This window comes from Dysgonomonas sp. Marseille-P4361, assembly GCF_900343125.1.
Classification (GTDB): Bacteria; Bacteroidota; Bacteroidia; order Bacteroidales; family Dysgonomonadaceae; genus Dysgonomonas.
The window spans coordinates 395,468-410,348 of sequence record NZ_OPYL01000003.1 but is presented as its reverse complement, the minus strand read 5'-3'; the positions used below and the strand labels follow the sequence as shown (position 1 = coordinate 410,348).

13 protein-coding genes and 2 tRNA genes are annotated in these 14,881 nt (G+C 36.4%); 13 read left to right on the top strand and 2 right to left on the bottom strand.

The features are described from left to right. The first annotated feature begins 2 nt into the window (after positions 1–2). Positions 3–1,034 (top strand): 2-oxoacid:ferredoxin oxidoreductase subunit beta, encoded by a 1,032-nt coding sequence (locus DHU68_RS08150; protein ID WP_108822474.1) that lies wholly within the window; start codon positions 3–5, stop codon positions 1,032–1,034. A gap of 73 nt (positions 1,035–1,107) precedes the next feature. On the opposite strand, the gene DHU68_RS08145 is transcribed toward DHU68_RS08150, so the two are convergent. Then, positions 1,108–1,434, bottom strand: a complete 327-nt coding sequence (locus tag DHU68_RS08145; RefSeq protein WP_108822473.1) for a YegP family protein — start codon at positions 1,432–1,434, stop codon at positions 1,108–1,110. 215 nt (positions 1,435–1,649) lie between these two features. Between DHU68_RS08145 and DHU68_RS08140 the strand changes: the two genes are divergently transcribed. Together DHU68_RS08140 and DHU68_RS08135 are read left to right on the top strand one after the other, a co-directional pair. Beyond that, positions 1,650–1,722, top strand: a tRNA-Gly gene (locus DHU68_RS08140). Positions 1,723–1,761: 39 nt separating this feature from the next. Further along, positions 1,762–1,845 (top strand) — tRNA-Leu (locus DHU68_RS08135). A gap of 50 nt (positions 1,846–1,895) precedes the next feature. Here the strand turns inward: DHU68_RS08135 and DHU68_RS08130 are convergent. Next, positions 1,896–2,621, bottom strand: coding sequence for a hypothetical protein (locus DHU68_RS08130; protein ID WP_108822472.1), 726 nt, complete (start codon positions 2,619–2,621; stop codon positions 1,896–1,898). A 203-nt stretch (positions 2,622–2,824) separates the two neighbouring features. Here DHU68_RS08130 and DHU68_RS08125 point away from each other — a divergent pair, with 203 nt between their 5' ends. The 10 genes from DHU68_RS08125 (at position 2,825) to ilvC (ending at position 14,826) form a co-directional block, all read left to right on the top strand. Next, a complete protein-coding gene (locus DHU68_RS08125; protein ID WP_108822471.1) occupies positions 2,825–3,196 on the top strand; it encodes a LuxR C-terminal-related transcriptional regulator in 372 nt (123 codons plus the stop codon). 239 nt (positions 3,197–3,435) lie between these two features. Further along, entirely contained in the window at positions 3,436–3,825 is a 390-nt protein-coding gene (locus DHU68_RS08120; RefSeq protein WP_108822470.1) for a hypothetical protein, read from the top strand. Positions 3,826–4,112: 287 nt separating this feature from the next. Next, complete coding sequence (locus DHU68_RS08115; protein WP_108822469.1) at positions 4,113–6,476, top strand: sodium-translocating pyrophosphatase; 2,364 nt, start codon at positions 4,113–4,115, stop codon at positions 6,474–6,476. Positions 6,477–6,825: 349 nt separating this feature from the next. Next, the gene (gene ilvD, locus DHU68_RS08110) at positions 6,826–8,655 is read left to right on the top strand and encodes a dihydroxy-acid dehydratase (RefSeq protein ID WP_108822468.1); all 1,830 of its coding nucleotides are present in this window, start codon (positions 6,826–6,828) and stop codon (positions 8,653–8,655) included. Between the two features lie 17 nt (positions 8,656–8,672). Further along, a complete protein-coding gene (locus DHU68_RS08105) occupies positions 8,673–9,641 on the top strand; it encodes a glycosyltransferase family 8 protein (protein ID WP_108822467.1) in 969 nt (322 codons plus the stop codon). 59 nt (positions 9,642–9,700) lie between these two features. Beyond that, entirely contained in the window at positions 9,701–11,404 is a 1,704-nt protein-coding gene (gene ilvB / locus DHU68_RS08100; RefSeq protein WP_108822466.1) for a biosynthetic-type acetolactate synthase large subunit, read from the top strand. Next, a complete protein-coding gene (locus DHU68_RS08095) occupies positions 11,397–12,344 on the top strand; it encodes a hypothetical protein (RefSeq protein ID WP_108822465.1) in 948 nt (315 codons plus the stop codon). Before ilvB ends, DHU68_RS08095 begins: the two co-directional genes overlap by 8 nt. A gap of 40 nt (positions 12,345–12,384) precedes the next feature. Continuing rightward, on the top strand, positions 12,385–12,939 hold the full coding sequence (gene ilvN / locus DHU68_RS08090) for an acetolactate synthase small subunit (protein WP_108822464.1): 555 nt from the start codon (positions 12,385–12,387) through the stop codon (positions 12,937–12,939). A 45-nt stretch (positions 12,940–12,984) separates the two neighbouring features. Then, on the top strand, positions 12,985–13,719 hold the full coding sequence (locus DHU68_RS08085) for an acyl-[acyl-carrier-protein] thioesterase (RefSeq protein WP_108822463.1): 735 nt from the start codon (positions 12,985–12,987) through the stop codon (positions 13,717–13,719). Between the two features lie 60 nt (positions 13,720–13,779). Then, entirely contained in the window at positions 13,780–14,826 is a 1,047-nt protein-coding gene (ilvC, locus tag DHU68_RS08080; RefSeq protein ID WP_108822462.1) for a ketol-acid reductoisomerase, read from the top strand. Positions 14,827–14,881 lie beyond the last annotated feature (55 nt).

Below are 14,881 nucleotides of genomic sequence, written 5' to 3'. Positions count from 1 at the left end.
CAATGGATACAAATTTGAAAATAGCTTCTGCTCGTCAGGCTAAAGAATATAAGAGTGATCAATATGTGCGTTGGTGTCCGGGATGTGGCGACCATGCATTGCTAAACTGTTTGCACAAAGCAATGGCTGACTTAGGTATCGAACCACATATGACTGCTGTAATATCAGGAATCGGATGTTCTTCGCGTTTACCTTATTATATGAACACTTATGGTTTTCATACAATACACGGACGAGGAGCTGCTGTAGCTACAGGTGTGAAGACTGCTAAACCCGAACTGAGTGTCTGGTTGGCGACGGGCGATGGAGATTGCTTGGCAATTGGAGGAAATCACTTTATTCATGCAGTGCGTCGTAACGTAGATATTAATATATTGCTGTTAAATAATAAAATATATGGTCTGACTAAAGGGCAGTTTTCTCCTACGTCTGATCGAGGTTTTGTCACCAAATCATCTCCTTACGGTACAGTAGAAGATCCTTTCAATCCATCAGAATTGGCTTTAGGTGCTAGAGGTACATTTTTTGCACGTTGCATAGATGTTGATTTGGCCAATACAACAAATATTTTGACAGAAGCCGCTAAGCATAAAGGAACTTCAGTTGTAGAGGTGTTGCAAAACTGTGTTATCTTCAATGATGATATTCATAAGAATATTGTTGATAAAGCATGGCGTGCCGACCGTACAATTTTGTTGAAGCATGGCGAAAAAATGCTTTTCGGCGCAAATCAGGAGAAAGGTCTTGTGATGGATGGTTGGAGTCTTAAGGCTGTAACAATCGGAGAGGATGGATACACAATAGATGATGTGTTGGTACATGATGTTACTCTCGAAGATAATACACTGCATACAAAATTAGGACTGATGTCGCACGAAGCAGGGCTACCTGTAGCACTGGGAGTTATCAGAGATGTGAAAGCTCCGAATTATGACACTTGTGTTGAGGAACAAATAAAGGAGGTGCAAGCGAAAAATCCTATTCGCAAGCTTACCGATTATTTGATGACTAAGGATGTATGGGAAGTAAAATAGACATAATTCTAAATAATAAAAAAGACCTCAACTTGAGGTCTTTTTTATTTTATCTATGGAGCATAATAAGCTATTAGATTTCTACAACTTCTGCATCAGGAGCATTTTTTTGAACCGAAGCTATACCATTGTCTCTGCTAGCAGCAGTTTCATACATTTCGCTAGTGCCAATGATTTGACCGTTTGTAGCCTTAAGGTTGAAATAGAATTTTCCGTTTTTAGCTTCTAGTTTGTCGAATCTAGCTTCTACTTGGCTGTTCCTTTTTACAGACTCGATGCCATTCATGCAATTAGCTTTTGTTGTATATCCCTCGCTGCTAAGAATTACTTGTCCATTACTAGCTTTAAGGTTGAACTGGAATTCTCCGTTTTTTCTCGTTTTAACTTCAAATTTTCCCATCTTTCTAAGTTTTTTAAGTTTTGATTTTGTTTGTTAGTGATTTGAATACTTTTAATTAATAACACAAGTTATGAATAAAAGTTTTTATTCCAATGAAAAATGGTGTAATTCTTTCAATTGGCTATCTAAAAGAAATAAGTGAATGCAGAATCGAAAATTATCAAAAGAAAAATTTTGAAAAATTAAAAATAGCCTATATATTTGCAGTCTCAATTGCGAAAGTAGCTCAGTTGGTAGAGCACGACCTTGCCAAGGTCGGGGTCGCGGGTTCGAGCCCCGTCTTTCGCTCAAATGTGGCAAATGTCACATTTTTTTGTTTATGGGTATGCACACGTGGCGAAATTGGTAGACGTGCTACTTTGAGGGGGTAGTGGGAGTTATCCCGTGCGAGTTCGAGTCTCGCCGTGTGCACAAATAATGAAAAAGAGGCTTTGCTGCTTAAGGCCTCTTTTTTTATTATGTTACTTTCTTAAAGGTCTTTTGATTAGTTCCGTTATACTGTATAATTCTACAACATCACGCAGGTGTATTTCAAAATCTTCGCCATATAGCATATTTAAAGAATGGCATGTGATAATCCCTTTTTCTACATCATGCTTTATTATTTCTTTCGCAATAATTCCTTCTGTTTTATGGACTATAATAAAAAAGCAGTCTCTTATTGGTAGTGGGTATCTCCAATGCTCTTTACCTATATTCTTACATAATACATGATCTCCACTGAATAAAGAATCAGCAGACCCGTCATTCATACTATCTCCCTCTATTTCAAAGATTAAGTATTTCCCTTTATATTCTCTGTCTATTCTGACAGGTATTTTGGGTAAAGAATCTAAATAGATATTATTTGAATAGTCTGTTGAATATCCTGTTTTTGCCCGTATAGTTACCATGGGTATTAGTGAGTACTCTGTTGAAATTGTTTCTTTTATTGCACTACTTAGTGATGTCTCTGAAAATCCGCCCTCTATCCTTTGCATGTTAGCCTTAAAAATGCTTAAATAATCGTATATTTTCTTTAAGGAAGTGTAAGTAGGTGTAGTGATACCATTTCGCCAATTGAAAAGAGTTGTAGGGGAAACTCCAGCATCTATAGAAATACGTCTCTCGGATAACTGTCCTTTCATTTCGTCTATTAAATTAAATGTAACTTCTTTTAGTTTGTTAAGTTCTTCTTGCTTGTTCATATTCTGTATTTTAAAATTAATAAATATATATGTTCATTTATAAATATTTAACTTCTGTTTTAGCCTTATTATGAAAATGTGCCCTATATTTGTTGTAATAAATATTCATTATGGATTTATAGAACAAATATATATTAATTGTTTGAGTAAAAATATATCATTAATGGTTATTATGAAAATTATATTGTATTAATAAAATTAAAATGAAAACAAATAAATCAAAAATTATGAAAACAGAAATAGGAATAAACTTAGAGGGACTTTTAACTTCATTAAAAGAGGATGGATATACGCGCCAAGAATCTTTAGCATTAATGTTTACAGCAGTAGGGAAGCAGGCGGATGAAATAGCGGATGAAATGCATATATCCGTAAATACAGCAAGGATGCACATTAAGAACTCTAAAGATACTAATGGATTAAGCAAATCCTCAGAGCTTTCAGGGTATGTAATATGTAAAGCTCTTGGAGTAAATTACAGTGATGTCGTAAAACAGATTAAAGACTTAGCAAGAGTGGAGGTTAGGAAGAGGACTATAACAAAACGTGATTTGAAAATAAGGATTATTGTATAGCCTTGCTTAGACGCTCTTCCCTTAAATTCTCTTTTAAAGTGTGAAAATTGATTTTTGTTATTATTGGTTACGACTTATTTTTTTTGTTTATGAAAGAATAATATTTGCAATGCGCAGAAATCAATAAAAATTAAATCTTCGTGATGAAAATAATACTTTGCGTTTGTTTCGTGTTTTAATAATAAACCATGGAACTTAATTCCGATGGGCGAAAGTTTATTAATTAAAAATTTTAGGTTATGAAAACAAACGCAATCAAGAGAGGAATTATATTGTTATTTACAATGTTATTCTCAACAACAATGGTGCTATTAGCTCAGGATGATAGCAAGAAGAAAGCTGCAAAAGAAGCTGCAGATAAGTTGACAACAGAAATGATAAAAGCTCTAGAATTGACAGAAGAGCAAAGTGATTCGATAGCCGACTTTAATCAAGCCTACGCTCTGTCTCTTTTTACTACAGTCGCATTGACAGATGAAGATATTGAAACTATTGATGCTTCGTTAGACACTAACGTAAAAGGAATATTGACCGAAGATCAATATGCAATTTGGGGTGAAAATAAAGAATCTTGGCTAAAGGCGGTGAAAGATAAAATTCCTAAAGAAGAATTGCCTGATATATTGTAATGTATTTATGTGCTGAGGTTTCAGACCTCGTACTTGCTATCTGTTATCTATAAGTTTATGAGGTACCCTTTGTGTCTAAGATAGACAAAGGGTGCCTCTTTTTTACGCTGTAATCCTGTTTTATATATTGTACTAGGGTACTGATTTGTTCTAATAAAAAGGCAATACGATCAAAAAACAAAGTAAAATTGTCAAGTGTGTATGGCAAATTTTATTATTTTTCTTCTATATTTACGATTGTTGTTAACTGTAAAGCCTTGAAAGTATTAACCATTTAAATTATATCTATGAAAAAATTATTGCTTCTTGTTTTTATTATGGCTCCTCTAGGCCTTATGGCAAGTGAAGCAGATTTAAAAGTTCCTGACCTCGGAGAAGGATATTATACCTTGTTGTGGGGGCTTTTAATTCTGTTGCTTGGTATAGCATTCGGTCTGGTTCAGTATTTTGATATAAAAAGGTTGCCAGCGCATCAATCGATGCTTAATGTGTCAAAAACTATTTTTGAGACCTGTAAAACCTACTTGTTGCAGCAAGGAAGGTTTCTCTTTTATCTGTTGTTGATTATATCAGCAGTCATGCTTATTTATTTCGGGTTTCTTTCTAATCCTGATATTGTAGTTGAAGGTGAAGTTGGCCGATCTACGTTCCTTGCATTTGTTCTTTTCTGGACAGTCTTGGGTATCCTAGGATCGTACGGAGTGGCTTGGTATGGTATTCGTATCAATACACTTGCTAATTCTCGAACAGCATTTGCATCCTTGCGCAAGCGTCCTTGGGATGTAGTGAATATTCCGCTTAAGGCGGGTATGAGTGTAGGGGTGATGCTGATTACTGTAGAGTTGATAATGATGTTGGTGATTCTTTTGTTCGTTCCCGGTGATATGGCGGGAGCTTGTTTACTAGGGTTTGCCATAGGGGAATCGTTAGGTGCATCGGCTTTGCGTATTGCCGGAGGTATCTTTACGAAGATTGCAGATATCGGTGCCGACCTGATGAAGATTGTTTTCAATATAAAAGAAGATGATCCTCGCAATCCGGGTGTTATTGCCGACTGTACGGGAGATAACGCAGGGGATAGTGTCGGGCCAACAGCTGATGGGTTTGAAACATATGGAGTAACAGGTGTTGCACTTATTTCATTCATTATATTAGCTGTATTGAATGTAGAATATCAGGCACTATTTATAGTATGGATATTTGTGATGCGTCTGATAATGTTATTTACTTCAATATTATCTTACTACATCAATCAAGGTATTGCTACATCTAAATATAAGAATGTTCTGAAATTTGATTTTGAAATTCCATTGACTTCATTAATATGGATTACATCTGTTGTGTCTATCTGTGCCACTTTTGTAGCTAGCTATTTTATGCTGAAAGATATGGATAATGGTGTCTGGTGGAAACTAGCTTCTATTATTAGTTGCGGAACATTGGCTGCTGCTGTTATTCCAGAGCTGACCAAGGCTTTTACCAGTTCGTCGTCCCGTCATGTGAAAGAGGTTGTAATCGCATCACGCGAAGGTGGAGCTTCGTTGAATATTTTGTCGGGCATGGTTGCCGGTAATTTCAGCGCTTTCTGGAAAGGATTAACAATTGCTTTCCTTATGGCTTTAGCTTATTTTATATCCATACAGGATTTAGGGGAGTTGATGCTACATCCATCTATCTTTGCTTTTGGGCTGGTCGCTTTCGGACTATTGGGTATGGGACCGGTAACAATTGCGGTAGATAGTTATGGTCCGGTGACGGATAACGCTCAATCGGTATTTGAGCTTTCCCGGATAGAAGATCTACCTGGTATAGATAAAGAAATAGAAAAAGATTTTGGTTTTACCCCCGACTTCGAAGCAGGAAAAGAATATCTGGAAGAGAATGACTCAGCAGGTAATACTTTTAAGGCTACAGCAAAACCAGTGTTGATTGGGACTGCGGTAATTGGAGCAACAACCATGATTTTCTCTATTATTTTGGTGTTGGAGAAACTAGGAATATTGAATATCGACCTGATAGCAGCTCCGGTTCTTCTCGGTTTTATCTGTGGTGGAGCTGTGGTTTATTGGTTCTCGGGAGCATCTATGCAAGCGGTTACAACAGGTGCATATCGTGCTGTTGAATATATAAAACAGAACATAAATCTGAATAAGGATGAGGCTGATATAGAAGATTCCAAAGCTGTTGTGAAAATATGTACACAATATGCTCAAATAGGCATGTGGAATATCTTTTTGGCTCTATTGTTTATAACCTTGGCTTTTGCCTTTATCGATCCTAACTTCTTTGTGGCCTATCTTATTTCTATAGCCGTGTTTGGTTTATTTCAGGCTATCTATATGGCTAATGCCGGAGGGGCGTGGGATAATGCGAAGAAGATTGTGGAGGTAGAACTAAAAGAACGCAATACACCACTCCACGAGGCAACAGTAGTGGGGGATACGGTCGGAGACCCTTATAAAGATACTTCTTCGGTAGCACTTAATCCAATAATAAAGTTCTCAACATTGTTTGGACTATTAGCAGTAGAGATTGCTATTTCTGATGGGTTGAGCGATTATAGCTCTTGGATAGGAGTCGGGTTCTTAGTTGTAGCTTTGGTCTTTGTTTATCGTTCATTCTATTCGATGAGGATAAATAAAAAAGATTGAAGAAAAGAATAAATAAAGAAAAGAGAGGTTGCTTGATTCTAAGTTTGGTAATCTCTCTTCTCTAAGAGAAAATGTCCTAATTTGTTACGCCTTGTTACTTTTTTTATAAGCTGTAGCTAAAAAAAGAATGATAAAATTTGATAATAAAAAAAAGTTTATAACTTTGTGATATCATTGACAACAAAAATATGACAAATTGTTTTTTACATATTCTTATTCTTGATATTCTCCTCGTCGAGCAGAATAGATGAGGAAGGTATGTATTATAATGAATAAATTATAAGGACTAAATGAAATATAAGCCTTTCTCGTTGTGGGAAAGGCTATTTTTTTATAACAACATTTGAGTATGAAATTTGAACTAAGAAGCTCTACTAGCACACAAGGACGCCGTATGGCCGGAGCAAGAGCTCTATGGAGAGCCAACGGGATGAAAGAAGAACAAATGGGAAAACCATTGATCGCTATAGTGAATTCTTTCACACAATTTGTTCCGGGGCATGTCCATTTGCATGAAATAGGTCAGAAAGTAAAAGCCGAGATAGAGGCTTTAGGATGCTTCGCAGCTGAATTTAATACAATCGCTATTGACGATGGAATTGCAATGGGGCATGATGGCATGTTATATTCTTTGCCCTCTAGAGATCTGATTGCCGATAGCGTAGAATATATGGTAAATGCACATAAGGCTGATGCTATGATTTGTATTAGCAATTGTGATAAAATCACCCCGGGTATGTTGATGGCTGCTATGCGTCTGAACATTCCTGCAATATTTGTCTCTGGAGGTCCTATGGAGGCCGGAGAGTTAGATAATAAACATCTGGATCTTATCGATGCAATGATAAAAGCTGCAGATGATACGGTTTCTGACAGAGAGGTAAATGCGATCGAGCGTGCAGCTTGCCCTACATGTGGATCTTGTTCGGGAATGTTTACGGCAAATTCGATGAACTGTCTGAATGAGGCTATAGGATTGGCTTTGCCTGGTAACGGAACGGTTGTAGCTACACATGCTAATCGATCAAAGCTATTCAAAGATGCAGCAAAACAAATTGTAGAAAATGCCTATCGATATTATAGAGATGGGGATGAGTCAGTCCTTCCTCGGAATATAGGAACAAAACAAGCCTTCTTAAATGCGATGACTCTTGATATTGCTATGGGGGGATCTACGAATACAATCCTTCACTTGTTAGCTATCGCTCAGGAAGCAGAGGTCGACTTTACGATGGATGATATTGATAGACTTTCGCGCAAAACTCCTTGCTTCTGTAAGGTTGCTCCAAATACGCAGAAATATCATATTCAAGATGTAAACAGAGCAGGAGGTATTCTTGCTATAATGGCAGAATTGGAAAAAGCCAAGCTGATAGATACTTCTGTATCAAGGGTTGATGGTTTAACTTTGGCTCAAGCGATAGAAAAATATAATATAACATCTTCTAGTGTCTCTAAAGATGCAGAAATTCTATATAAGTCAGCACCGGGAAATCGCTTTAACCTGGTTATGGGATCTCAGGATAACTATTATCCAACTTTAGATGCTGACCGCACAGAAGGCTGTATCCGAGATATTGAGCATGCCTATACTCAAGATGGAGGATTAGCTATACTGAAAGGGAATATTGCTCTAAATGGTTGTGTTGTAAAAACAGCCGGTGTGGACGAAAGCATATTCAAGTTTTCGGGTACAGCAAAAGTTTTCCATTCTCAGGATGATGCTTGTGAAGGAATCCTTAAAGGAAAGGTTGTGGCTGGAGATGTAGTTATTATTACATACGAAGGGCCTAAAGGTGGACCGGGTATGCAAGAAATGCTTTATCCTACTTCATATATCAAATCCAGACACTTAGGAAAAGAATGTGCTTTAATTACGGACGGACGTTTTTCGGGTGGTACATCAGGTCTCTCTATCGGGCATGTTTCTCCGGAGGCAGCTTCGGGCGGGGCTATTGGTTTGGTGCGTGATGGAGACATTATAGATATTGATATTCCTAACCGCTCTATAAATGTTAGATTATCCGACAATGAACTTGAAAAGCGTCGTCAAGAAGAATTGGCTAAAGGTAAAGATGCATTCAAACCAAATCGAAACCGTACTGTTTCTAAGGCATTAAGAGCTTATGCAAGCATGGTGAGTTCTGCAGATTTAGGTGGAGTTAGAATTATAGAATAAATAGAGTTGAGATAGAAATGGATATTGTCCTTTGTACAGATAATAATTATGCAATGCCATGCGGGGTAACAATAACCTCTATATTGGAGAATAATAAAAAAAGCTCACTCGTATTCCATATTGTAAGTATGGACTTAGCTGAGAGTGTAAAAGATAAGTTGCGCTCAATTTCTTCCATCTATGATAATGCTACGTTTAAATTCTATGAGTTAAAGAAAGATTTTATAGAGTCCTATAATTTTTCGGTGTTTGATTCTCAATATATGAGTGTAGCTACTTATATGAGACTCTTCTTAGGAGATATCTTGCCTGAAGATGTGACGAAAGTTATTTATCTCGATTGTGATGTTATAGTTCGGAAGGATTTATCTGATTTATGGCAAATAGATATTGAAAATTATTCAATTGCAGGAATAGAAGATTTGTATGCAAGCAGCCAAAAGTTTTCAATATTTAAATTTTTAGGATACGATGAGAGTTACAAATATTTCAATGCCGGAATAGTTTTTATAAATATTGAATATTGGAGGAAACATGATCTGGTAACTGTTTTTCTAGATTATTTTAAAAAGATAGAAGGTAAATTGTTTTTCTACGATCAAGATATCCTGAATGGCACTTTGTATGATACAAAATTACTTTTGCCTGTAAAATATAATGTACATGAGTATTATTATAGACGTAGAACAAAAAGGTTAGGAAATAGAGAAGAGATTGCTGAAGCGATAGAAGATCCGGCTATAATACATTACTCAGGTGCTGATAAACCTTGGATGAAAACTTGTATGCACCCTATGAAGGAAGAGTATTTGAAATACAAATCTTTGTCTTTATGGAAAGATGCACCTTTGATCTGGAAGAAGAATACATTCCAAGAAAAATATAAGTATTATGAAAAGAAAATCTTAATGAGTTTAGGATTAAGAAGACCTAGATATTATAAGATAAAAAAAGATGTTGCAACAGGAAAGTACACTTTTAGATAAGTGAGTTGTAACAACTCAATATAAAAATAAATAATCTGCTATCACATTAAAACTAAATAATAATGGATAACAAAATAACAGGAAGTAGAGCTCTTATAGAATCTCTTTTAAGTGAGGGAGTAGATACCATATTTGGGTATCCGGGAGGAGCGATAATGCCAGTCTTTGATAGTCTTTATGATTACAAGGATAAATTGAAACATATTTTGGTTCGTCACGAACAAGGGGCTACCCATGCAGCTGAAGGATATGCCCGCACATCGGGTAGAGTAGGAGTTGCTCTAGTAACATCCGGACCCGGAGCAACAAATACAGTGACAGGTATTGCCGACGCGATGATAGATAGTACACCTATCGTTGTAATCTCAGGTCAGGTTGCATCGTCTTTGCTCGGTAGCGATGCGTTTCAGGAGGCAGATGTTGTTGGCATAATGCAACCTGTTACAAAATGGGCTTACCAGATACGTCGCCCCGAGGATATTGCATGGGCTGTATCCAGAGCTTTTTATATTGCCTCTACAGGGCGTCCAGGTCCGGTGGTTCTGGATATAACGAAAGATGCACAATTTGGGATAGTAGATAATTACGAATATAAGAAAACCAATTTTATCCGTAGTTACCAACCTAAACCGGACGTGAAAGAATCTGAAATAGAAGTAGCGGCTCAAATTATAAATGAAGCTAAGAAGCCGATGACCTTAGTCGGACAAGGTGTTATCTTAGGTAATGCTGAAAAAGAATTGTTAGCTTTCGTTGAGAAATCAGGGATGCCAATTGCCTCTACAGTATTAGGCCTTTCGGCAGTACCTTCAAATCATTCGCAGAATGTAGGAATGTTAGGAATGCACGGGAATGTAGGCCCTAATCAGAAAACCAATGAATGTGATGTGCTGATTGCTATTGGTATGCGTTTCGACGACCGAGTTACAGGAGATTTGAATACCTATGCGAAGCAAGCAAAGGTAATTCACCTAGATATAGATAAATCGGAAATAGGAAAAAACGTTCCTGTAGCTGCACGAGTGTTGGGTGATGTAAAAGAAACTTTACCTTTGATAACAGCTCAATTGCAAGAGAAAACTTATCCAGAGTGGTTGAAAGAGTTTAATGCATGTTATGATAAGGAATATAATGCTGTCATTGATAGTGAATTGTATCCTACTTCAGGTCAGCTAAAAATGGGAGAAGTCATAAATAAAGTTTCTGAAGCTACTGATAATAAAGCTGTTTTGGTAACCGATGTTGGTCAGCATCAGATGATGGCAGTTCGTTATTTTAAATATACACAAAGCCGTAGTGTTGTTACTTCAGGCGGATTAGGAACTATGGGGTTTGGCTTGCCTGCTGCTATTGGAGCTAAATACGGTGCTCCGGATCGTACTGTTTGCCTTTTTGTAGGTGATGGAGGTATTCAGATGACGATTCAAGAACTGGGTACGATTATGCAATACGGAATTGACGTGAAAATAATCTTGCTGAATAATCACTTCTTAGGAATGGTACGTCAATGGCAGGAACTCTTCTTTGATGAAAGGTATTCTGAAACAGTGATGAATAATCCTGATTTTGTAAAGATTGCAGAAGCATATAATATACCCGGAAAGAAAGTGTCGGATAGAGCAGAACTAGATAAAGCTATTGAAGAAATGATTTCTTACAAAGGGTCGTATTTGTTAGATGTGCAAGTAGAAACAAAAGGTATGGTTTATCCTATGGTTCCTGCTGGAACTTGTGTGACAAATATAATGCTGGGAAATGAATAGACGTTGTAGAAAATATATCTTTTTAATCTCTCTGTTCTTATTAATTTTTCAGTATTCTTGCAATGGAGGGAAGCTAAAGAAAGAAGCAGCTAGTAGTGACTTTGGTAATGAGGAGTTAGTAGCTGCTCCTATGGAGGAAGAAAAAGTGGAATATTTACAAAAAACGCATATCCCAGTAATATCTTCTTATTACATGAAAGGAGAGATTGATGGGAAATATGCATTTACAATGAATTTTACAGTCGATAGTGGTAAAGTCGATGGCTTTTATCGTTACAAAGGAAAAAAAGACGAAATATTACTAAAAGGAAAAATAGATGATAGTAATGTAAGGTTGGAAGAAACTATTTATAATGAACAAGAAAGTGTATATGTTTCTAATGGGGCTTATTTTGAAGGGACGTTTAACTATGAAAGTGGTAAAATAACAGGTACATGGCATTCGGTAGATAGTATTCGTATTCTGCCATTTGAGATAGTGAATTATTATGAAAAGGGCTATCCTCAATTCGAGTTTAGGGTAGATCTCAAGAAAGAAACATATGAATCGGGGTATGTATCGCTAAATATTACAGAATTGTATATACAGAATAAGGAGATAAATGCGAGTTTTACACTAGATATACATCCCGTAGAGTCAGCTTATGCAGTTTATCAGGAAGACTTTAACTTTGATGGTTATCCCGATATAGCGATGATGGAATTTATCCCATCATATCCACCCAATAAATTCATGTTTTGGCTATATAATCCTGACGAAGAAATGTATTCTCCTACAGATATATTAGATGATGTATACACATTGCCGGATATTAATTATACTGACAGTACTACCACTACCTACACTTCTTGGCATGGCAATCTTTATGAGCAGACATATAAATTTGATGGAGAAAAATGGACTTTGATAGAATCAGAAACTTCAGATATCTCAGGATAGTTTACCTAATAAAAACAGATTGATATTAAAACCCAATATTATGCAAGATAAAACATTATATACAATAACTATATTTTCCGAAAATACAGTTGGACTTTTGAGTCAGGTTACAAGTGTTTTTACACGTCGTCAGTTGAATATTGAAACGTTATCAGTGTCAGCTTCTGCTTTAGAGGGAATTCACAAATTTACGGTGACAGTATTCTGTGATGAAGAGACTGTAAAGAAAGTAGTCTTACAGATAGATAAGCGAGTAGATGTTCTGAAATCTTATTTTAATACAAATGAGGAATTGATACATCAGGAAATCGCATTGTATAAGCTTTCTACTCAAGAATTTTTGAAGATAGAATCTGTTGAAGAGCTTATTCGCAAGCATAATGCTCGTATCCTGGATATAAACGAAAATAGTGTTGTTTTAGAGAAAACAGGACACTATCAGGAAACTCAGGAACTATTTGAAGAATTGAGTAAGACAATAGGTGTATTGCAATTTATACGTTCGGGACGTGTGGCTATAACAAAGTCCAAAATTGAACGATTGAGTGATATGCTTGAAGAAATAGACGCCAAGCGTAAGGCTGTAAATAATTGAAAGAAAATATAAACTTAGAATAATTACACAAAAAATAAAAGATAAATGTTTGAACCTGTAGGTAAATACGAATTTGGTATAGATGCATATTTAACAGACTTTAGAGGGAAGGCAACACTTCCTATGATAGGAGGATTTATGTTGCAAGCTGCAACGAAACATGCAGAAGAACGTGGCTTTGGCTATTCTTCAATGACCTCAAAGCAGCGTGTGTGGGTGTTGTCCCGTATGGCTATAGAAGTGTTTGAATATCCCAAGAATGATACAATAATGGTTATTAAGACTTGGGTAGCTTCTGTAAACAGAATCTTAACAGAGCGTTATTTTGCTTTCGAAGATGAAGAAGGTAACTCTATTGGATATGCCAAATCGCTTTGGGCATCGATAGATCTTACAAACAGAAAACCTACAAATGTTTTAGAATTGGAAGGACTATCCGACTATATTTTTGAAAAAGAAAATCCTATTGCGGGTATGGGGAAAATTCCTTTATTGAAAGATAACTATAAGAAAGCTACAGAATTTGTAGTCAATTATAGCGATGTGGATATAAACAAGCATCTGAATAGTATGAAATATATAGAGCATTTTGTTGATGTATTCGATATAGAGATGTTTATAGAGAAAGAAATTAGACGAATTGAGATTAACTATATTTCTGAAGGGCTTTATGGTTCAAAACTGGATATATTAGAACGGGAAGAAAGTAAAGATGTATTTATCTTGGAGATGAAAGACGGAGATACAACAGTTTGTTCTTCCAGAATAACTTGGAAATAACATTTTAAGATTGAAACAAGAATATTACAATAATTAAAACTTACTAAAAATTAGACAGAAATGGCAGAAATGAACTTTGGTGGTGTAGTGGAACAAGTAGCTACACGTGAAGAATTCCCTTTAGAGAAAGCAAGAGAAGTTTTGAAGAACGAAACTATAGCTGTTATTGGCTATGGGGTGCAAGGACCTGGACAAGCATTGAACTTGAGAGATAATGGGTTTAATGTAATCGTTGGTCAACGTAAAGGTGGTAAAACTTGGGAAAAAGCCATAGCTGATGGTTGGGTACCGGGAGAAACATTGTTTGAAATAGAAGAAGCTGCAGAAAAAGGTACAATTATTCAGTATTTGCTATCTGATGCTGCTCAAATAGAAGTATGGCCTCGCATTAAGCCTTATTTAACTGCGGGTAAAGCTCTTTACTTCTCTCATGGATTTGGTATTACTTACAAAGAACGTACAGGTATTATTCCTCCGGCAGATGTAGATGTAATTCTAGTTGCACCTAAAGGATCTGGTACTAGTCTTCGTCGCATGTTCTTAGAAGGTAGAGGATTGAATTCAAGTTATGCGATATTCCAAGATGCAACAGGTCGTGCTAAAGATAGAGTTGTTGCTTTGGGTATTGGAGTAGGATCGGGTTATTTATTCGAGACAGACTTCAAACGTGAAGTATACTCAGACTTGACTGGTGAGCGTGGGACATTGATGGGAGCTATACAAGGACTACTTCTTGCTCAATATGAAGTATTGCGTGAAAATGGACATACTCCATCTGAAGCGTTTAACGAAACAGTAGAAGAATTGACTCAGTCTTTGATGCCTTTGTTTGCAGAGAATGGTATGGACTGGATGTATGCAAACTGTTCTACTACAGCTCAACGAGGAGCTTTAGATTGGATGGGACCTTTCCATGATGCAACAAAACCTGTATTCGAAAAGCTTTATAAAGAAGTGGCATGTGGTAATGAAGCTCAACGCTCAATTGATACAAACTCTCAGCCTGATTATCGCGAGAAACTAGAAGAAGAACTAAAAGCGCTTCGCGAAAGCGAAATGTGGCGTACAGGAGAAGTTGTTCGTAAACTAAGACCAGAAAATAACTAATAAGGCTATTTTTTGAAAATATTAAAACCTACTTTCAAGCGAGAGTAGGTTTTTT